Raw genomic sequence first — 19,937 nt, 5'->3', positions numbered from 1 at the left:
GTACTCACGTAAATTTAAGTAACGGCTTCCGTTCCTCGCCTTGCAAACCTATTACTCTTTTTGAAATTGACCTTCGTCTACCAATTTTTCATTATGACGGCTCAGCCTCCAAGCGGGCAAGAGAACGACATAAGAGATATAAACATGACAAAAATCCGTATTAATCTACTTAGAAATTTATTCACAGAATATGATATAGACGGTTATATAATTCCGTCTAACGATAAATATATGAGTGAATATGTTCCAAGCTACGCAAAGAGACTTGAATATATAACAGGTTTTACTGGTTCAAACGGTATAGCTATTATATATAAAGATACAGCATTATTTTTTACTGACGGACGTTATTTAGAGCAAGCAAGTAAAGAGCTGGATTTAGAGCTTTTTAAGATTTTTGACTTAAAAGATATATCTAAGTTTGGTAAAGATGCAAAAATAGGATACGATTCTGAATTATTTACTTATCCCGCTATATCAAATTTAAAGTTCAACTTTCAGAAAATTAACGGAAATTTAGTTGATAAGATTTGGCAAAATCAGCTGCTAAAGCCAAATTCTAAAGTTTATTTGCATGATATTAAGTTTGCGGGCGTTAGTCATACTGATAAAATAAGTAAATGTCGTGAAATTGCATTGTCATCCCGCGGCTTGACCGCGGGATCTAATAAAAATAAAGCAGTTAATAATAATTGTTTTTTGGATCCCGCGGTCAAGCCGCGGGATGACACCGAGCAATCTGCCTTAGTTATTCTCGATAGCTCCTCCATATGTTGGTTACTAAATTTGCGGGCTAGTGACGTTACTTATACGCCTTTAATGTTTGCAAAAGTTATACTCACTTCTACACAATTATATTTGTTTATAAATCCTACAAGAATCGATGCCGAAATTATTAATGCTCGTCCTGAAATAACGATTTTACTGGAAGAAGAATTTGAAAATGTTTTAAGAGATAGCGAAAATATTTTTATTGATGATACTATAGCCTCTGTTCATATAATGGACTTAGTAGCTGATAAAAAAGTACAAAAAATTACCGATCCGTGCTTAATGCTTAAAGCTTGTAAGAACGATGTAGAAATTAAGCATGCAATCGATTTTCATATTAAAGATGCAGTAGCTTTATGTGAGTTTTTTGCTGATTTGGATAGAAGTATTCGTCATTGCGAGGAGGCATTGTTGTGTGGACCGGTAAAATCCAACTGGATCCCGTGGTCAAGCCACGGTATGACAAAGACTATAACCGAACACACCCTTGGTTTAAGGCTTACAGAGTATCGAGCTAAACAAGAGGGATATGTTTCGGATAGTTTTCCTGCTATTTGTGGATTTCAGGAAAATAGTGCCATTATTCATTATAGAGCTGATCAAAAAACTGCTAAAAAAATTATAGGGCAGGGGATATTACTAATAGATTCCGGGGGTCAGTACCAAGGTGCTACTACCGATATAACTCGAACAATAGTTATAGGTACGCCGAATGATGAGCAGAAAAAGCGTTATACGCAAGTACTTAAAGGACATATTGCTTTAGCTAAAACCAAATTTCCTAAAAATATCGTTACAGGAGCTAATCTTGATATACTAGCTCGGCAATATTTATGGCAAGAAATGCTAGATTATCCGCACGGTACGGGTCATGGGGTAGGGAGCTTCTTAAGCGTTCATGAAGGACCGCAAAGCATAAATCTTCGTAATAAAACAATACTTAAAGCAGGTATGATCTTATCTAATGAGCCTGGATTTTATATTCCAGGAAAATACGGAATTAGAATCGAAAATTTAATGTATGTAAAAGAAAATAATGGATGGCTTGAGTTTGAGACCTTAAGCCTAGTGCCTTATGCTAGTAAATTGATTGATACGAAACTACTTAATATTGATGAAATAAACTATATCAAGGAATATTATAACAAAATTAGAGCTAAAATTTATGATTTATTATCTCCGCAAGCGAGGAATTGGCTTAATAATGAAATAAATATATTGATGAAATAAACTATATCAAGGAATATTATAACAAAAATTGTAATTGACGTTTCCGCTATTTATTGGTATAAAGTCTGTTCTGTACATTTTTCTACATTGGGACGTCGCCAAGTGGTAAGGCAACGGTTTTTGGTATCGTCATTCGGAGGTTCGAATCCTCCCGTCCCAGCCATTTTACAATTAAGAATTAAGTAATTGTTCTATAATCGATATTATGGAAAATGGAGTTAATTTAGTTTTAGTTAGTGATTGGTGCATTCGATTGGATTTGAACCAACGACCTTTGCCTTCGGAGGGCAACGCTCTATCCAGCTGAGCTACGAATGCAGACGATTAATAAGAGCGATCCAAAATAAATCTAATAATCGAAAACAAATAATCTTTATAAATATTCTGAACCGGATTCTGAACCGGAATTTTATTTAATAACTTATTTGTTTCATTTTCTAAGTTACTCAAATAATTAATTGTTTCATTGTAGATTTCATGCTTTACCATTAAGTCACGTATTTGCATAAACTCATCATTAGTACGCTTATCACATTTAATTATATTTTCGAGCCAAAGCTGTGTGTCTTGCTCTAGCTTATTATATAAAAAAATCAGCGGTAACGTAACTTTTCCTTCTAAGAAATCATCACCGATATTTTTGCCTACCTGTTTATCATTACCCCAATAATCAAGTAGATCATCTATAACCTGAAATATCGTACCGAGTAATTTCCCAAAGTCCTGCATATCTTTAGAAACATGGTCTAACTGCTCTGCTATAATAGCTCCAACTTCACAAGAAGCTCCAAATAGTTCGGCGGTTTTAGATTTAACTATTTGCTGATATTCTTCGATAGTTATAATGCGTCGCTCATTTAGCTTAACTAGCTGTACTACCTCCCCTTCGGAAATAATCGCTGAAGCTTTAGCTAGAACATTCATAGCTTTAATAGAACCGGAAGCTATCATTAACTTAAAAGACTGACTAAAGAGGAAATCACCCACTAAAATACTTGTTTTACTTCCCCAAATAACGTTAGCCGTAGGTTTGAATCTTCTTAAAGTGCTGTCGTCTACCACATCATCATGAAGCAATGTGGCGTTGTGAATGAATTCAACGGCACTTGCGAGCTTTATATGATTATCGCCTTTATAATCAAACATTTTAGCGGTTATTATAGTTAAAAGCGGACGAATTCTTTTACCGCCTGCCTCTAGTAAATATTTACCGACCTTTTCTATTAACTCTTCATCACTTTTTAAACAGCTAATGATTAAATCGTTTAACTTAGTTACTTCATCTTTTAAATCTTGCTGTATTTTTACTATAATATTCATGGTATTTTTATAAATTTTTCCGTCATTGCGAGAAAAAATTGAAAATTTTGACGAAGCAATCTCGTGCCAAAATCCTGAGATTGCCACGCTCCTTACAGTCGCTCGCAATGACGATTAACTAAGTTCATCGAGTATACATTCCTCTAATATTTTTTGATTAACATTAGGAATTAATTCCATAATTTTTTCTTTTACGTTTTCTCCCGGTTTCACTTTTTTTACTGCTGCTTGATATAAAGATAAATAATATAAAGGTATAAGTTTATTTATATCATCTATATTACCTATTTTAGCTTTGTTTAAATCGGATAAATCAAATACATACTCAATACTAACGTCAATTAAATTAGATGAATTCGGGTGATCGGAAATGGTTTTTAAAAATGATTTTAGAGCATCTCCGTATACTTCTTTGCTCTCTTTGGATAAGTTTTTAAAATCCCCTACCCCATATACATATAGACTTAAAACATCTATTATTCTAGAGTAATCATTAATTACTATCGTACCTTTACTGTAAGAATCTTTAAGAGCATTTACTATAGTTTCATTTGTTATATTAAATCCCGATGCGTTTGAATATAGACTTAAAGCATTTATCTGTGCTCTAGTTAATTTATTTAATTCAGTAACTAAATTAATATTTAAATTAAAATTATATTGCCTATCTTCAAAAAGACTAAAATTATTATTATTTAAAATATAGCTTAGTTCATTATTAAAATCTTTATATAGCTTATTATCGAAAAGTTTAAACAGATAGGTTTGCATATCGTAATATTTCTTTATAAATTCTAATGAATCTATTATAAAACCCGGTTTTAGCTTAAATTGCGAATCTACCAAAAGATCAATATTATTATTGCCGAAATCGTTTAACTTACCTTTATATAATAAATTAATATTATTTTCAAAGTTATTACTATTTATTTTTGCATTAGTAACTTCAATTGTTAAATCTTTAACAATATCTTTAAAATGCAAACTACTAGTACTAATCAAGAAATTACCAGAAAATTTGAAATTATTATTCCAAGCGGGTCTATATAATAATAAGCCGGCAGGTATTATTCTATCTTCAAGGTTACTTTTTACTATTTCGGTTTCATAATAAATTTCTAATTTTTGCGGTATATTATCAAGGAAATCCTGTTTACTTGTATAATACTTACTTTTGTCAAATAACATAGTAAGTATAGTATGATCTTCTTCATATAATTTTTGATTATCGACTAAGTCAAAAATTTCTGTTTTACCGGAAGTAAATTTAATATTTTCTATTAAATTTATAACTTCAAATAAATCTTTTTTTGATCGTACTATTTCAAATAATTTAAAATTTAACTGTATCTTTGCTGATAATATGCAGTTATCATTATAAAACCTTACTCCAAACCCTCTTTCAACCGGCTTAAATCGCCCGAATGCTTCTCCGGAAAAATTTATAAATAATTTCTGCTTAAGTAAATCATAACCGATATTTATCGGTGTGGTAAATTCAATTGCTCTATTAATACTCTCTTCTTGCCAATTAATTACCGAAATACCTAATTTAAAAGGAAAACCATAGGGCTGAACTTTGGAAAATTTAATAAGATATTGCTGATTAGGATTATTATCAGCCTCTTCTATATTAAGGTTGGTACCGGCATATTTTTGATTTATAGAGTGTGATAAAGAGAACATAATAGTAAACCACAGCCCACTATATGCGAGTATAATAAAGATAGTTATAAATAATATTATTTTAAGAATTTTTTTCATCTTTAAATCGGCTTTGTTGCGTGGATCGGTTTTTCCAGTGTTATCCCGCAACTTGATCGCGGGATCCAGTTTTTTTAATTTGTTATAGATGCCGTGGTCAAGCCACGGTATGACACTTTAGCTACTTACACAGCTCTATATATTCCTTATTCAATTTTATAACGTTCCAAATCCATAAACTCATCATAACTATAAAAATTACTAATAAATATATTATAATAGAATCAAAGGTAGCAGTTGGAATAATAATAAATATCAAAGACTGTATAAATGCTCCAAGCGATTTACCGAATTTAGTACTTATTACCTCTACGGCAGCTTTTCCCTTAGTTCTAAGCTCTAAAGATAAAGGAATATACGCCATTTCTTTTGTTGAATCGAATAATGAATATTTGGACGATTTACTAAGTATGTTCTGAATTGCTCCAACAATAATCGCTGCATATAGAAGATTAAAATCACCGAAACATGCTCCTATTTCTTCAATAAAAATTATAAAGATAAAAAACACCAAGCCGGTAATAGACAACATAATAGGAGTTAATAATGCAGAAATGAGCCAACCGAGTCTTCTAAGAATATTGCTGCCTATTACCATGAAAGTAACGCATGATATTCCCATCCAAATATTAAACCTGCCCATAAAGTTAACATAGTCTATAGTGTTCGGATGTAATTCTTTTATTTTTGCTTTCCAAGGTCCTTCGACTATATTTATTAATAATCCATAATAAATTATTAGTAAAGCAATACGACCTATATATTTTGAGTGAATTACTAATTTGATACTTTCAATTACCGAAAGTTTTGTTTTCGTTTTAGCCGTAACTTTTTTTGTATCTAAAACATTTATGGAATCCGTTAAAATAAATCTATTTATTATTCTAAATAGAAGCATAGCAATTATTCCTGCAGTAACAATAATTGACATGATTGGCTGAAGCATTATAGTATTTCCGGCAGATGAATTAAAAGAATCCGGTAACAATTCTGAATCAATGACGTTCTGCCCGCTTGAGAAAAAGACAAGTACGCTGCCTGCTATTATAAGACCGATATTGCCGACCATTCCAAGAACTGGATAGAATCTTTTAGCTTTAGAAGTATCAAAAATGTGATTGGCAAACTGCCAAAACATTAAGTTTATGACTACTGCACTCCATAATTCCGAGAAAATATACATCAGCGCATAACTCCATTTACTACCTATTTTAATGAACCATTTAAAATTAGGGTATGAAGCAATTAAATTATTTATCATTTCATCATTAGGATGATAAATATCTTGATTTGGATAAATAATATAGGCAAATAATAAGAAAAATAGTAAAAAGCTGCCGACTATAATGTAGAAAATATATTCAAAATTTAATTTATTACTAAGCTTAACATAAAGTACGGTAAAAATTACGCACGAGGGTAATACTAACCATAATTTTAAGAAACTAATAATTTCAGCCCCCATAGAGGGTACTACTAAACTATCTTTGATAGATCTTAAAGCCCCAAAATTAAAAAGGATACATAACATCATTAAAGCCATAGGTATAAATAGCTTTAATTCTTTCCTTTCTATAGGCCAAATTATTTCTTTAACTTTTTCAAAGAAAATTTTAGACGGTAACATTTTTATTGTAACCTTACATATTAAAGTTAACTTTTAAATCTCTTAAGTGCTAAAGTCAATTAAAATAATTAATTTATACTACTCCAAGGTGTTATTTCTCTATATCGCCAGTAATATTTTGTGATCTTATCTAAATAGAACTTTTTATAACTATAAGTTCCAATATCCATAATACAACGTATTTTTATGCATTCTGTAATTACTTTTGGAAAACCAAAGCACTCCTGATCCGTATATGGCTTTTCGTTTGTTTAAATATATGTTAAAAATTGCTGAATATCATAGGAAAGTGACAGGAAACAAAAAATTTCCTTTTGTGTACCCTTGTGTGTTCTACAATGGTATACAAAACTATAATGCATATACTAATCTATGAGAGTTATTTGAAAATAGTGAACTTGTAAAAAATACATGGATTAATGATTATCAGTTAATTAATGTTCAAATCGGTATAGATTATATAGAGCTCATTTTGTCCTACACCTTGAATAAGATTAAGGAAAATGATAAAATAGAAATAGAAAAAATGCTTAAATCGCATTTAAATCCTGAATTAGGAGGAAAACTTATGAATAGCTTAGCTCATAGCTGGAAAAATTACATTACATGCCGCAAATAAACAGACTACTCACATTTTTGCATATTAAGCCTATAGGAACTTAGAGCTAAAGGCATATATACTCGATCAACTTCAAAAATTGGCTAAGTCGCCTCATAAGTTCTGCGGTGCTCACGTATTAAGTATACGCTCCGCTCCTCGCCTTATAGACTCCTTGCTCTTTTTGAAGTTGATCTTCGTCTATCAATTTTTCATTTACTCGAAGTATATAAATTCATGTTAAATAACTCTCGTTTATGTATTATTTGGTTGTTTGGGCTTGTTAGCGGTTTTAATCTAATGATTACCGGTAATACTTTAAATTATTGGCTTGCTAAAAAAGATATAGCATTGCAAACAATCGGTATATTATCATTCATAACGCTTCCCTACTCTATTAATTTCTTGTTAGCACCGATTTTTGATGCAGTGCAAATTAAATATTTAAACAAAATATTCGGTCATAGATTATCTTGGATTTGCTTAACTAGTAGTGCATTGATATTTCTTATATATATTTTCAGCTTTCTAGATCCTAGTACTAATCTATTATTATTTGCTTTCACGGCTTTAATTATTTCTTTTTTTAGTGCCGCCCAAGATACTATATTAAGTGCTTTAAGAACAGAAATAGTACCTAAAGAATCGCTTGGGTTTACTTCAGGAATATATATATTCGGTTATCGAGCCGGTATGCTTTTAGCCGGTTCTGGAGCTATTTATTTATCTATTTATTTAACATTTAATGAAATATATAAAATTTTTGCCGGTTTAGTATTTATTTATTTAATTTTATTGATAGTAGGAATTAAGTATTGTTATTTAAACGAGAACATACATATACAGATAATCAAGAATGATATAAAAAATAATCAAAATAAAAAAAACATAATAAATTTTATATATAATGCGTTAAAACCTATAGGTTCTGTTTATTTCATTATTCTTATATTAATTTTCCTAGTATTATATAGATTACCGGATAACTTAATTAATGTTATGATTAATCCGTTTTTGCTTCATCTTGAGTATGATGCTTTTAAAATAGCAAGTGTTGGAAAGTTTTGGGGCGTTGTAGGAGCTATAATCGGTGGACTTGTCGGCGGTGTTATTATGAAACATAAAAATATATTAAATAGTATATTTTTATTTGGTATTATTCATGCTTTAGGACATATTTTATTTATTTTTCTTGAAATAAACGGTAAAAATTCTTTATTATTATTTATTACGATAGGAATAGAAAGTATTACCGGTGGTATGACGATGACTGCTTATATCGCTTTTATTTCTTCACTCTGTCAAGGTAAATTTCGAACTACTCAATATTCTTTTCTTTCATCGATGATGGGAATTTCACGCTCAATTTTTCCTATAATTTCAGGCTATATGGTAGTAAATTTTGGTTGGCAAAATTTCTTTTTATTTACTACTATTATAACTATCCCGTCTTTATTAATATTATTAAAAATAAAAACTAAATTACAATAATGAATGATATATTAAGTGCTTTTTTACATGGCATCGTTTTAGCTCTCGGTTTAATAGTGCCGCTTGGAGTACAGAATATTTTTATATTTAATCAAGGAGCAAAACAGCCAAAATTTAGCAAGGCTTTACCTAGCATAATTGCAGCCTCAATATGTGATACTATTCTTATATGTATGGCAGTTCTTGGGATATCTTTATTAATTCTTGAAATTTCTTGGTTAAAATTATCTATATTTATTGTTGGATTTATTTTCTTAATTTATATGGGATATAATACTTGGAATCAGCCTCCTATTGATCTTACAATGAATTCCGGGGCTTTTTCAGCTAAAAAACAAATTTTATTTGCTATATCGGTGTCAATATTAAATCCGCATGCAATTATGGATACGATTATAGTAATAGGTACTAGTGCTTTAAAGTATAATGGTATTGCAAAAATTATATTTACCTTAACTTGCATACTTATATCTTGGATATGGTTTTTTTCTTTAGCAGTTGCAGGTTATAATATCAGAAAGCTAAATAAAAGTAGTACGATTTTAACCATAATTAATAAAATAGCTGCTATTATTATTGGGGCAGTTGCTTTTTATATTGGAGTACAAATATTGTATGAAATCGGTTTTATTAACTAGAAATATTGAAGAAAATAATGAAACTATAAAGGAAATAAGTAAATCTAATTTAGATTTACGTTATATTCATTGTCCTTTAATTAAATATAAAACTCTAGATTTTAATATCGATATTTTAGATAATTACTCAAATATAATAATAACTAGTAAATATGCGGCAAATATCTTAGCCGGTCATAACTTAAAACAAGATGTTTGGGTAGTAGGTAGTAAGTCAAAACGATTATTAGGCAAGAAAGTAATTTATACTGCTAAAAACGTGGAAGATTTGATTAAGCATTTTCCTCCTGATTTATATGAGCAGACTATATATTTATCTTCAAATGAAATTACTAAAGATTTGCCTAATAAAATAGCTAGACATATCATTTATAATGTAGAATATTTGAATGAGCTGCCCTTATCTATTATAAAAGAATTTAAAAGCAATATTGACTTTATACTTCTTTATTCTCAGAATAGTGCTAAGACTTTTGTAAGATTATTACTTCAAAATAATTTACTAGAATACTTACAAGATAGTTTAGTTGTAGCTATAAGTTTGAAAGTCGCAAATATAGTTAGACCTTTTATAAAAAATGTGGTTTATTGTGATGATCAGAACCCTAACGATGTAATCAAGTTATTATCCGAAAATGCAAAAATTCGATAGTTTATTTAAAAGCAAAAATATCTTTTTTATAGCAATAGTAATATTTGTCTTATCTTCTTTTACTCTTTATCATAATAGATCCGATATTTTAAAACTGTTTAAAAGTGAAAATAAAGATTTAAGCCAAATTTCTGATCAAGCAGTAGAAAATAAAGAAAATACTACCCTGGAAGAAAAGGAAGCAGCCCCTCTATCTACCAAGTCGCTTTTAAATTACTTAAGTTCTTTAAAGTTTCCTGAAGCACCGACTAATTTAGTAGAACCAAAATTAGAAACTGTAGTCAATTCAGCTTCATTCCGATACAAGGAACAAGGAGCGAAGCCTATAACTAATAGGAGAGCGACGAGTGACGATGTAGGCGGATGGGGATCAATTGACTATATTAATTACTTATTAAATGTAAATCTATTAGTATATAATTTCATGCAGGATAAGGATTATAGTAAAGAACTAAGACTAGTAAAATCCCGTCTGCTGCCTCAATATATAAGGAATATTTTAAATAACTTAGAAGCATATAATAATAATTATCTTTTTTCTAAATCAAGTAGTACGGAAGTAATTTTTCCTACCAACCATAAGTGGCTGGAGAAGTTTATCAAAATTGAGAAAAAACCTTCTGCTATGATGGTAAAAGAACAAGATAAAGCTCTAATTTTAGAGAAATTAAACTATTTAATCGATTTTCTTTATTCAGAAAAATTTATGCAGGAGTTTGTAAATAAAGATGTTTAGGTTATTATTAATATGTGCTACTTTTTTACTGCTTTATTTCGGGTTTACTTTAATAGAGAGCTTTGATTCAAAAGTTTTTATTAGTTTATACGATTATAATATTGAGATTACTTTGTTTTTTAGTCTTATTTTAGGATTATTATTACTAATTTCTTGTTTTATTGTCATTAGATTTCTAATATTAATTATCGATTTACCGTCTAAAATACATAATATTTTTAATAAACGAAAAATTAATCATGATAGATATGCTTTAATTTTAGCTTTTGCCGAATATATTATGAATAATACAGCTAAATCTGCTTCTATTGTCCGCAAAAATTTATCTTCTGAAGATCTAAAAGATTCACAAGAATTCCATAATTTAATCTTAGCCGTAACTGAAGAGGATGTAGATAGAAAAATTTCCTATTTTCAAAAACTTATTACATCTAAAGAATTTGTTTTTTACGGTAGCAAAAACCTAGCAAAACTTTATTATGATAAATCTTTGTATGAGAAAGCAGAAAATTACGCAACAAAGGCTTATAATTTCAATGAACTTGATAGTGACAATTTAATTACTTTAATGCGTTGTTATGCTAGACTTTCTCTATGGACGAAATTTATTTTTATAACGAATAAGCTTGCAAAATTTCATAAACATGAGTCTATGCCGGAAATTGCTGAGTATTATTTATTAGCAGCGAAGCAGGAAGTAGAAGGTAATAATACGGCTAATGCTATAGATTATTTGGAAACGGCTGTAGATTTAAATTTTTATAACGACGAATTACTAGAATTTTACTTTAATTTAAATGATAAGCTTAATGTTAATAAAAAGATCAAAATATTAAAAGATGCTTTTTGTATTATCCCATCTTTAAAATTAGTGCAGCTATTTAAAAAATTCACTTCTCTATCAGATAGACAAATTTACGAAGAATTAACTCAAGAATTAGATGCTAAAAAAGATGAAATATTAATTTTGGCAATGGAAGCTTATTTAGAATTGTAGACGTTGTGATATGGATCAGTTTTAGCGTCATTGCGAGGAAAAATTAAAAATTTTGATGAAACAATCTCAGGAGTTTGTTATTATTTCATGAGATTGCCGTGCAGCCTACGGCTGCTCGCAATGACAGATAAGCCGAACCACACAACAAAAACTAATATAAAAATAGTTTCTTTTGGCTCTTACTAATTTCTTCATTTACATTATTATTATGGTGATGATAATTAGATTGGATTGTTATTAAATAATCATTTATTGCTTTAGAAAATTCTTCAGTTTTATAACGAAAGAAATGGTCAGCCCCATTGATAATTTTATAATCAACTTTAATATGGGATTGTTGCTTAGATAATCTATTTGCTAGGTCTTTTACATCATCTGCCGATACTATACTATCATTATCTCCCTGTAATATAAATCCTGGGATAGGACAAGGTGAAAGGAATGAAAAATCATATTTATGAATTGTATTAACCGGTGGTGAAATAGCAATAAAATGATTTATTTCCGGACGTCGCATTACAAGTTGCATAGCTATCCATGCTCCGAACGAAAATCCTAATATCAGATTAGACTGAGCATTTGGGTTATTCTGCTGTAACCAGTCGAGAGCTGCCCCCGCATCAACAACTTCACCGACTCCGTTATCAAATTTACCTTGCGATCCCCCTACTCCTCTAAAATTAATACGTAAGACGGTATAACCGTTATCTGCTAAAATCTTATAGGCATTATAAACTACTTTATTATTCATATTACCCTCATATAAAGGATGAGGATGAAGAACTAATGCAATAGGAGCATTAGGTGAGGTAGCTTTTGCATATCTTCCTTCAATTCGTCCTTCCGGACCGTTAAAATAAATTTGCGGCATAATTATTCATAATATTTAATTTGTTCGATATGATATTTTACCACTTTTTCTTATTAGTGCAACTATTCTTAATTAAAATATGATTGTATTGACGCATGCCGCCATATATCCTAAGAGGATATTCCTAAATCAATGTATAAATTAGCGGCGGTTTGCCTTTCAAACCACATATTAAGATTCCTAATGAAAAACTATAAAAACTTTTGAGGATACAGATAAGCAAATTGGTTTAACTATCTCAAATAATATAAAAGAAATGTTTAATAAGTTAGGTATCTAATTTGTATCATCATTGCAAGCGACTAAAAACCTTGTTGTACAACTTCTATGTCATTCCTGCGAAAGCGGGAATCCAAAAAAATAACCTTAATACTAGTACAAAAAAACAAGTTTTTTATAGGTTTTGCTGGATTCCCGCTTTCGCGGGAATGACATATAAAGATGATCTAAGAAAATACTGCTCGTTCGACATAAGAAAAATTTTCTTTTGAACTATGCATCTACGCTATGTTGCACTAAATCCTTAGCAATTTCTTTAGTAATCATCTTTTTTAGACCGTTTTTAAGTTCTTGTCTAACACATCCAAGCATTTGCGGTTCTGCTACAATAATCAACTCCTTATATTTAGCTTGATCAGCAGTAGTTACTTTCTCTAAATGTTTAATAACGCTCCTTGCTGCTTCTTTATGTTCTATATCTTTTAGCGAAGTATGCGGCTCAAAAAGTGATCCAGATTTATTTTGGTAAGGGCTTTGTCTTTTTTCTCTATGGTTGTGATGTTCCTCTAAATCTAAAGATAATTTTAAAGGTTTATTAGTAGTAATTTTAACTCCTTGAGCGTCATAAAGCATTATTTGTTTACTATCGATAACCGCAATTAATTTTAACGGTGCTGTACTTACCATAAATATCTATAAGAACTAAGTTGTAATTTTATGATAATACTAATTATTTTTAAAACCTAATATTAATTTAATAATTTTTGCTTTTCACTGTTAATAATTTGCTCAACCTTGTCATTAAGTATACGTACGTCAGTTTGTTCTATTTCTTCTTTTTCTATTACACCTATAATCTTTACCTTTATAGTTCCAGGCTGCTTAAACCAAAACCCTCTAGGCCAAAATAAACCGGCATTATGAGCCATCATTACAATTGGAACTTTAGTAATTGAAGCAAGCTTTACGGCACTTGGTTTAAATTTCACCGTTCTATCAGGCGGAACTTTAGTTGATTCCGGAAATATTATTAACCATAATCCTTCTTTTATTTTTTCCTGACCTTCTCTTAAAATCTGAGCAACCGAGCTATTAGTACCACGGTCAACCGCAATAGGTTTAACCATCCGAAGTCCCCAACCAAGCAAGGGTATATTAAATAATTCACGCTTTAATACCCAAGAATGTTTAGGAATAATCAACTGCATAAACATTTGATCCCAAAAGGATTGGTGATTAGATATAACTATTGAGATTGTTTCCGGTAATTTCTCAAGCCCCTCTACTTCATATTTTAAACCGCAACAAATTTTTGCAAGCCATACAAAAGCATAAGAAAAGATAATGGCAATTCTATATCTTATTTGATAGTTGACATTGAAAAATGTTACGGGTATGTAACATATAAGAAAAAAAATAAATGTAAATAACGATAATAATCCGTAAAATGATAAAATTCTTAAACGCCACAGCATAATTATTAAGATAATTATATTAATTAAAATGGTATTTATAACATAATTTTACAATGAGTAAAATAAAAAGGTATTAAATGGAAAAAACTGTTCTTTCCGGTGTGCAAGCAACCGGTTCTTTACATCTCGGTAACTATTTAGGGTCAATTAGAAACTGGGTTAAAATACAGGAAGAATATAATTGTTTTTTCTTCTTAGCAGATTTGCATGCTATCACGGTTGATATTAAGCCATCAGAACTTAATAATTCAATTATGGGGGTTCTTGCTGTTTATTTAGCAGCAGGACTTAACCCCGACAAAGTAACGATTTTTGCCCAAAGTATGGTGAAAGAGCATACTGAACTTGCTTGGCTACTAAATTGTGTTACACCACTTGGATGGTTAAAGCGAATGACGCAATTTAAAGATAAAGCAGGTAGCGATCAAGAAAAGGTTTGCCTTGGGCTATTTTCCTATCCGGTACTTATGGCAGCGGATATCTTAATATATAAAGCCGATATAGTGCCTGTAGGCGAGGATCAGAAGCAGCATTTAGAGCTAACAAGAGATATTGCAGGTGTGATAAATAGGAGATTTGATAAAGAAATTCTAAAAGTCCCGGATATTTTAATTAGTGAAACAGGTACAAGAATCATGAGTTTACGGGATGGATTAAAGAAAATGAGTAAATCTGATATTTCGGATTTTTCCCGTATCAATTTAAAAGACGATAACGATCTTATTCATCAAAAAATAAAAAAAGCTAAAACCGATCATTTAAGCTTTGTTAGCTATGATAAAGAAACAAGACCGGAAATTAGTAATTTATTAGATATTTATAGAAGTTTATCCGAAGAAAGCTTAGAAAAAATAATCGCTAATTATCAAAACCAAGGTTTTGCAAAATTTAAAGAAGATTTGGCAGAAATTATTATTACAAATCTACAACCGATACGTGATAAATATTTAGAATTAATGAATGATAAAGAATATTTATTAAACATACTGCACAAAGGAGCAGAAAAAGCAAGAATTAGAGCTTCTGAAACGGTTAACGAAGTGAAAGAACAATTCGGATTTGTAATTTAAATTTATATATTGCAAGATTTCCCTTGAAATATATAAGATTATTTGGTATGAATCTTCTTGGATAGGTGGCCGAGCGGTTTAAGGCACTAGTCTTGAAAACTGGCGTACGGGCAACCGTACCGTGGGTTCGAATCCCACCCTATCCGCCAGCTCAGTTTATAGTATTATGCCCTTTTATTTTCTTTATAGTGCTTAGTATATTTATCTAGTAAAATCCTAATCATTTTTTTGATAAGGAACATGTGCAGTTGCTGCTTCTGATTTAAAAAACTCTACGCTCTCTTTACTTAAAGAAATGGTTACTTTTACAGAATCATCTTTTAATAACAGTTCTCTAGGATGTGGTAAGAAATCTTTTACTATTTTTACTTCCCCTATTTCCCCATCAGTGTATTTTATTCTCTTACCTTTACGCCAGTATCCTGCTCCAAAAATTCTTATATGATTATCTCGGAACATAAAATGGACTGTTAAAATATTACCATCAACTTTACCTAAACAAAAATATCTTTTTTCTGTAATACTATGGTCTACATCTTGAAGAATTATCCTTTTTATATCTAGAAAAGCTTTTTGAGCTTCATAAAAGCTTAAGTTATGATTACCAATATTAATTTTATTTTTTTCTTCATCCCATTCAAAAGAAGAATGCTTTTTTAGCCTTTAATCGATTAATTTAATAATACTTAGCTCTATACTAAATGTCCATATATTTATATGGGTAATAAACCATATTTTAATTTCAAAGTAAGACATAACAAGGCTTAAGCGTAGAATCAAGGCTAAACTGGTTAAAGGTTCGCATAACGTACCACGTTCTCCGCCAGCTCATATTCTACTTAAAATCAAGCTACTTCCAACAAAATATAAACAGAAACATAATAACTTAACAATAACCTCTTAGTATAAAGTATTTATAGTGATATTATATCTGTAATATTGCTAAAAGTTACACACCATGACTAATCAAGGGTATTGCTGTATGGATCGAAAATTATAACAAGCTCGCCTATGTCATTCCTGCGAAAGCAGGAATCTAGAAAAAAGTAAGATTTATCTTACTTTTAGCTTTAAAGTGCCATAGAATTTACTTCTTTTCATTACTGGATTCCTGCGATCAACGGAATGATATCAAACACCTTGAATAATCCATGCAACAAAGCTCTAATCAAAATGAAAGTGCAATTGAGAACTATTCTAAATTTGCTACTTGGGAATTTAAATTATGAGTCAACTTAGTCTTTTTGATGACCAAATAATTGTTTCGGGACTGAAATAGAGTTCAGCATTACGGCTATAATATGATTATAAAAGCCGTTCTATAGATCAATCATATTATTTAGGGCTTTTACCTAAATGGTTACAGGTTATAGCTGATATACTTTATAAACAAAATATTTTTAATGAAATCCCAAATCAAGTAATTATGAATATATGCCGGGACAAGGCATCGCCTCCCATATAGATTGTATACCTTGCTTTTCAGATACCATATGTTCTCTAAGCTTAAGTGGGGGCTGTGTTATGGAACTAACAAATTATAAAGAAAAGCGTTTTATTGCTCTTCAACCTAGAAGGTTATTAATTCTTAAGAATTAAGCAAGATATAAGTGGCAACACGGAATTGCAGCTAGAAAGAGTGATAATAAAATAATGCGTAATAGACGCATATCTTTAACTTTCAGGAAAGTAATTTTATAAAAAATTAAATAGCTCGCTTGAATTAAAGCCTAATACTCCAACAGGTAGAAAACAAGGAGCAAAACAAATTGAAATTTATAAAAGAGTTTTTGAAACAGATAGAGCAAGAGTAATATATTATGACCCCAATAAATACAAAGGCTAAAGTAATTTTGCAAGACCGATTAGACTATATTGTACAAGTTACGACTTAATCTGACAGAGTTGAGTAATCAGGCAGCTTGATGGGCAATCATCAAATTGTCTGATATTCTCTCTATATTACCAATATTTTTATCTATATTAACCCCGATTATGGATAAGAAATACATGGTTTATTAGGTTTAAGTTGGTAAGCAATAAGAGCAGAGAATAGAGAAGTAAAGAAATTAATAGGTGATCGATGTCTGGAAGGAGTAATATTAAAATTCTCTTTTATGTAGCCAAAAATGGTTTCGATAATGAATCTCTTCCTTAAAAGGATTTTATCCAAAAGAGGTAATAAATAGTTTTTCATATCCTTTCTTATTCCGGTAATTTTTATTAAACCTTGCTTATAAAGTTTTGTAAACATTTTTTCTGAAATAAACCCCTTATCATCATAACACTTACCTTTTAGACCTTTTTGATAACCATTGCTTCAAATGCAATTCTGTCATCAACATTACCTTTGGTAATTTTAACAGCAATAATTTCTCCCTTATCATTGATTATCATATGAAGCTTGAATCCAAAAAACCAATCGACAGAACTACGTCCCCTTTTTGCAAGATTATTAAAAGTTCTGTTAGAATTAATTCTGATATTTTTACATACTGCAAAATGTGTGGAATCTGCATAATAAATTCCCGTTCTTTTCCCACTTAAGTAATGTAACATCACAATCAATGGCAGAAATAATGAAGGAATAAGCTGAACAAATCTCTCATAACAAGGTGGATTCCTGAACAAATTACCATTAATAATAAAGTTTTGGTAATAAGCTTTTAAATGTTTATATGCACTAAAATGGTAAAAATCATTATTGAGAGTTCTTCACTTAAGGAAAGCTTACCTTCTCTAAATCTTTGCTTATTACTTTTCAGCAATTGATGTTTTACCCATTTCTCATAAATTTTACAAAATTTATCTACTATACAAAATATTGTAGTATATTTACACATGTTATTAAACCTATTTTACTCCTTCAGTGCCCTATTTATAAGGTTTAATAACTCTTGCAACCTTCCTTCCTCTCTATTCCTTATCAATAATCGGGGTTAGATACTAATTTATCCTCAAATTTAATTATTTCCCTTATTTTATCACTAAAAGTATCTAATATTTTCTTAAAATTTTCATAAGTTTTACATTCTTCTACTAAGTATTTTTTTAAATTATTGTAAATATCATAATTGCTATTATTAAAACTAATAACCTTTAATAAAGTTTCTGCTTCTGAGTCTTTAGATATTTCAAGCTTTTCATTATTTGCTACTAAAAAGCAAAATCTTTTTAATGCTAAATCTTTTACAGTTACTATATCTTCATCTTTATAACTTAATAATTCCGATGGGTTATGTGCCAAAATAGATAATATCTTACTACTTTTAATAATTTGTAATATTTTTTCTTTAGTAGATTCTAACATTGCAACACCGTGAGACACAGGTGGAGTAGAACTTATGTCCTTTAAGGATATTAAAGAATTAATAAAAGACTTTGTACTTATATAAACTAATTCCACTAACTATATATAATAATTCAGTAATTGGTGCATATACTTCCTCATTTAAAATAGTAATATGAGAATCATTAGGTAACCCCGATTATGGATAAGGAATAGAGAGGAAGGAAGGTTGCAAGAGTTATTAAACCTTATATAAATAGGGCACTGAAGGAGCAAAATAAAGGTTTAATAACATGTGTAAATATACTACAATATTTTGTATAGTAGATAAATTTTGTAAAATTTATGAGAAATGGGTAAAACATCAATTGCTGAAAAGTAATAAGCAAAGATTTAGAGAAGGTAAGCTTTCCTTAAGTGAAGAACTCTCAATAATGATTTTTACCATTTTAGTGCATATAAACATTTAAAAGCTTATTACCAAAACTTTATTATTAATGGTAATTTGTTCAGGAATCCACCTTGTTATGAGAGATTTGTTCAGCTTATTCCTTCATTATTTCTGCCATTGATTGTGATGTTACATTACTTAAGTGGGAAAAGAACGGGAATTTATTATGCAGATTCCACACATTTTGCAGTATGTAAAAATATCAGAATTAATTCTAACAGAACTTTTAATAATCTTGCAAAAATGGGACGTAGTTCTGTCGATTGGTTTTTTGGATTCAAGCTTCATATGATAATCAATGATAAGGGAGAAATTATTGCTGTTAAAATTACCAAAGGTAATGTTGATGACAGAATTGCATTTGAAGCAATGGTTATCAAAAAAGGTCTAAAAGGTAAGTGTTATGATGATAAGGAGTTTATTTCAGAAAAAATGTTTACAAAACTTTATAAGCAAGGTTTAATAAAAATTACCGGAATAAGAAAGGATATGAAAAACTATTTATTACCTCTTTTGGATAAAATCCTTTTAAGGAAGAGATTCATTATCGAAACCATTTTTGGCTACATAAAAGAGAATTTTAATATTACTCCTTCCAGACATCGATCACCTATTAATTTCTTTACTTCTCTATTCTCTGCTCTTATTGCTTACCAACTTAAACCTAATAAACCATGTATTTCTTATCCATAATCGGGGTTAGGTAGCAAATATAAATCGTTATTAAAAATTTTAGCT

At 29.9% G+C, this 19,937-nt stretch carries 18 protein-coding genes, 3 tRNA genes and 3 pseudogenes; 12 read left to right on the top strand and 12 right to left on the bottom strand.

Annotation, left to right across the window (positions count from 1 at the left end):
- The first annotated feature begins 93 nt into the window (after positions 1-93).
- Positions 94-2,001, top strand: a complete 1,908-nt coding sequence (locus tag RMONA_RS05440) for an aminopeptidase P family protein (RefSeq protein ID WP_023508221.1) — start codon at positions 94-96, stop codon at positions 1,999-2,001.
- Between the two features lie 88 nt (positions 2,002-2,089).
- Positions 2,090-2,164 (top strand) — tRNA-Gln (locus RMONA_RS05435).
- Between the two features lie 78 nt (positions 2,165-2,242).
- On the opposite strand, the gene RMONA_RS05430 is transcribed toward RMONA_RS05435, so the two are convergent.
- The 4 genes from RMONA_RS05430 to tlc3 all read right to left on the bottom strand — a co-directional run bounded on the left by RMONA_RS05430 (position 2,243) and on the right by tlc3 (position 6,712).
- Positions 2,243-2,319 (bottom strand) — tRNA-Arg (locus RMONA_RS05430).
- Positions 2,320-2,325: 6 nt separating this feature from the next.
- Positions 2,326-3,321: a polyprenyl synthetase family protein gene (locus RMONA_RS05425; RefSeq protein ID WP_037231820.1), complete on the bottom strand. Its 996-nt coding sequence runs from the start codon at positions 3,319-3,321 to the stop codon at positions 2,326-2,328.
- A gap of 114 nt (positions 3,322-3,435) precedes the next feature.
- Positions 3,436-5,085 (bottom strand): hypothetical protein, encoded by a 1,650-nt coding sequence (locus RMONA_RS05420; RefSeq protein WP_023508223.1) that lies wholly within the window; start codon positions 5,083-5,085, stop codon positions 3,436-3,438.
- 121 nt (positions 5,086-5,206) lie between these two features.
- The gene (gene tlc3 / locus RMONA_RS05415; RefSeq protein ID WP_023508224.1) at positions 5,207-6,712 is read right to left on the bottom strand and encodes a nucleotide exchange transporter Tlc3; all 1,506 of its coding nucleotides are present in this window, start codon (positions 6,710-6,712) and stop codon (positions 5,207-5,209) included.
- A gap of 235 nt (positions 6,713-6,947) precedes the next feature.
- Here tlc3 and RMONA_RS10460 point away from each other — a divergent pair, with 235 nt between their 5' ends.
- The 6 genes from RMONA_RS10460 to RMONA_RS05390 all read left to right on the top strand — a co-directional run bounded on the left by RMONA_RS10460 (position 6,948) and on the right by RMONA_RS05390 (position 11,824).
- Positions 6,948-7,088, top strand: coding sequence for an Rpn family recombination-promoting nuclease/putative transposase (locus RMONA_RS10460; protein WP_339325425.1), 141 nt, complete (start codon positions 6,948-6,950; stop codon positions 7,086-7,088).
- A gap of 459 nt (positions 7,089-7,547) precedes the next feature.
- On the top strand, positions 7,548-8,801 hold the full coding sequence (locus RMONA_RS05410; RefSeq protein ID WP_023508225.1) for an AmpG family muropeptide MFS transporter: 1,254 nt from the start codon (positions 7,548-7,550) through the stop codon (positions 8,799-8,801).
- Positions 8,798-9,439 carry a LysE/ArgO family amino acid transporter gene (locus RMONA_RS05405; RefSeq protein WP_172643960.1) on the top strand — a complete coding sequence of 214 codons (642 nt, stop codon included), beginning with the start codon at positions 8,798-8,800 and terminating at the stop codon, positions 9,437-9,439. Before RMONA_RS05410 ends, RMONA_RS05405 begins: the two co-directional genes overlap by 4 nt.
- A complete protein-coding gene (locus RMONA_RS05400) occupies positions 9,417-10,091 on the top strand; it encodes a uroporphyrinogen-III synthase (protein WP_023508226.1) in 675 nt (224 codons plus the stop codon). Before RMONA_RS05405 ends, RMONA_RS05400 begins: the two co-directional genes overlap by 23 nt.
- On the top strand, positions 10,075-10,827 hold the full coding sequence (locus RMONA_RS05395; protein ID WP_023508227.1) for a palindromic element RPE2 domain-containing protein: 753 nt from the start codon (positions 10,075-10,077) through the stop codon (positions 10,825-10,827). The genes RMONA_RS05400 and RMONA_RS05395 overlap by 17 nt, the downstream gene beginning before the upstream one ends.
- Positions 10,820-11,824: a tetratricopeptide repeat protein gene (locus RMONA_RS05390; RefSeq protein ID WP_023508228.1), complete on the top strand. Its 1,005-nt coding sequence runs from the start codon at positions 10,820-10,822 to the stop codon at positions 11,822-11,824. The genes RMONA_RS05395 and RMONA_RS05390 overlap by 8 nt, the downstream gene beginning before the upstream one ends.
- Before the next feature lie 151 nt (positions 11,825-11,975).
- Here the strand turns inward: RMONA_RS05390 and RMONA_RS05385 are convergent, their stop codons facing one another.
- Positions 11,976-12,695: an alpha/beta hydrolase gene (locus RMONA_RS05385; RefSeq protein WP_023508229.1), complete on the bottom strand. Its 720-nt coding sequence runs from the start codon at positions 12,693-12,695 to the stop codon at positions 11,976-11,978.
- A 152-nt stretch (positions 12,696-12,847) separates the two neighbouring features.
- On the opposite strand from RMONA_RS05385, the pseudogene RMONA_RS11270 reads away from it, so the two are divergent.
- Positions 12,848-12,975, top strand: a pseudogene (locus RMONA_RS11270) (damage-inducible protein J).
- 212 nt (positions 12,976-13,187) lie between these two features.
- Here the strand turns inward: RMONA_RS11270 and RMONA_RS05380 are convergent.
- Positions 13,188-13,601 (bottom strand): host attachment protein, encoded by a 414-nt coding sequence (locus RMONA_RS05380; protein WP_023508230.1) that lies wholly within the window; start codon positions 13,599-13,601, stop codon positions 13,188-13,190.
- 62 nt (positions 13,602-13,663) lie between these two features.
- On the bottom strand, positions 13,664-14,389 hold the full coding sequence (locus RMONA_RS05375; protein ID WP_023508231.1) for a lysophospholipid acyltransferase family protein: 726 nt from the start codon (positions 14,387-14,389) through the stop codon (positions 13,664-13,666).
- 77 nt (positions 14,390-14,466) lie between these two features.
- On the opposite strand from RMONA_RS05375, the gene trpS reads away from it, so the two are divergent.
- Together trpS and RMONA_RS05365 are read left to right on the top strand one after the other, a co-directional pair.
- The gene (gene trpS, locus RMONA_RS05370; protein WP_023508232.1) at positions 14,467-15,459 is read left to right on the top strand and encodes a tryptophan--tRNA ligase; all 993 of its coding nucleotides are present in this window, start codon (positions 14,467-14,469) and stop codon (positions 15,457-15,459) included.
- Positions 15,460-15,518: 59 nt separating this feature from the next.
- A tRNA-Ser gene (locus RMONA_RS05365) sits at positions 15,519-15,608 on the top strand.
- Between the two features lie 15 nt (positions 15,609-15,623).
- Here the strand turns inward: RMONA_RS05365 and RMONA_RS10455 are convergent.
- The 5 genes and pseudogenes from RMONA_RS10455 to RMONA_RS05350 all read right to left on the bottom strand — a co-directional run bounded on the left by RMONA_RS10455 (position 15,624) and on the right by RMONA_RS05350 (position 18,865).
- Positions 15,624-15,918: pseudogene (locus RMONA_RS10455) on the bottom strand (hypothetical protein).
- A gap of 9 nt (positions 15,919-15,927) precedes the next feature.
- A pseudogene (locus RMONA_RS10450) lies at positions 15,928-16,068 on the bottom strand (BrnT family toxin); the annotation flags it as partial.
- A gap of 1,384 nt (positions 16,069-17,452) precedes the next feature.
- Positions 17,453-17,713, bottom strand: a complete 261-nt coding sequence (locus RMONA_RS07420) for a transposase (protein ID WP_023507102.1) — start codon at positions 17,711-17,713, stop codon at positions 17,453-17,455.
- Positions 17,714-17,754: 41 nt separating this feature from the next.
- The gene (locus tag RMONA_RS07415) at positions 17,755-18,018 is read right to left on the bottom strand and encodes a transposase (protein ID WP_046058374.1); all 264 of its coding nucleotides are present in this window, start codon (positions 18,016-18,018) and stop codon (positions 17,755-17,757) included.
- A 367-nt stretch (positions 18,019-18,385) separates the two neighbouring features.
- Positions 18,386-18,865: a hypothetical protein gene (locus RMONA_RS05350; protein ID WP_023508235.1), complete on the bottom strand. Its 480-nt coding sequence runs from the start codon at positions 18,863-18,865 to the stop codon at positions 18,386-18,388.
- Between the two features lie 373 nt (positions 18,866-19,238).
- Between RMONA_RS05350 and RMONA_RS05345 the strand changes: the two genes are divergently transcribed.
- Positions 19,239-19,892, top strand: coding sequence for an IS982 family transposase (locus RMONA_RS05345; RefSeq protein ID WP_339325421.1), 654 nt, complete (start codon positions 19,239-19,241; stop codon positions 19,890-19,892).
- The last annotated feature ends 45 nt before the right edge of the window (positions 19,893-19,937 follow it).

It is taken from the genome of Rickettsia monacensis (genome assembly GCF_000499665.2).
GTDB classification, from domain to species: Bacteria; Pseudomonadota; Alphaproteobacteria; order Rickettsiales; family Rickettsiaceae; genus Rickettsia; species Rickettsia tamurae.
This window is presented reverse-complemented; position numbering and strand designations above follow the sequence as displayed.

Excerpts from the sequence above, each read along its gene's own strand:
- RMONA_RS05395 (WP_023508227.1), top strand. The coding sequence starts at position 10,075 with ATGCAAAAATTCGATAGTTTATTTAAAAGCAAAAATATCTTTTTTATA.
- RMONA_RS05375 (WP_023508231.1), bottom strand. The coding sequence starts at position 14,389 with ATGCTGTGGCGTTTAAGAATTTTATCATTTTACGGATTATTATCGTTA.
- RMONA_RS05420 (WP_023508223.1), bottom strand. The coding sequence starts at position 5,085 with ATGAAAAAAATTCTTAAAATAATATTATTTATAACTATCTTTATTATA.
- RMONA_RS05400 (WP_023508226.1), top strand. The coding sequence starts at position 9,417 with ATGAAATCGGTTTTATTAACTAGAAATATTGAAGAAAATAATGAAACT.
- RMONA_RS05385 (WP_023508229.1), bottom strand. The coding sequence starts at position 12,695 with ATGCCGCAAATTTATTTTAACGGTCCGGAAGGACGAATTGAAGGAAGA.
- trpS (WP_023508232.1), top strand. The coding sequence starts at position 14,467 with ATGGAAAAAACTGTTCTTTCCGGTGTGCAAGCAACCGGTTCTTTACAT.
- RMONA_RS05440 (WP_023508221.1), top strand. The coding sequence starts at position 94 with ATGACGGCTCAGCCTCCAAGCGGGCAAGAGAACGACATAAGAGATATA.
- RMONA_RS05390 (WP_023508228.1), top strand. The coding sequence starts at position 10,820 with ATGTTTAGGTTATTATTAATATGTGCTACTTTTTTACTGCTTTATTTC.
- RMONA_RS05410 (WP_023508225.1), top strand. The coding sequence starts at position 7,548 with ATGTTAAATAACTCTCGTTTATGTATTATTTGGTTGTTTGGGCTTGTT.
- RMONA_RS05425 (WP_037231820.1), bottom strand. The coding sequence starts at position 3,321 with ATGAATATTATAGTAAAAATACAGCAAGATTTAAAAGATGAAGTAACT.
- RMONA_RS05380 (WP_023508230.1), bottom strand. The coding sequence starts at position 13,601 with ATGGTAAGTACAGCACCGTTAAAATTAATTGCGGTTATCGATAGTAAA.
- RMONA_RS07420 (WP_023507102.1), bottom strand. The coding sequence starts at position 17,713 with ATGTTTACAAAACTTTATAAGCAAGGTTTAATAAAAATTACCGGAATA.
- RMONA_RS07415 (WP_046058374.1), bottom strand. The coding sequence starts at position 18,018 with ATGTTACATTACTTAAGTGGGAAAAGAACGGGAATTTATTATGCAGAT.
- RMONA_RS10460 (WP_339325425.1), top strand. The coding sequence starts at position 6,948 with ATGGCTTTTCGTTTGTTTAAATATATGTTAAAAATTGCTGAATATCAT.
- tlc3 (WP_023508224.1), bottom strand. The coding sequence starts at position 6,712 with ATGTTACCGTCTAAAATTTTCTTTGAAAAAGTTAAAGAAATAATTTGG.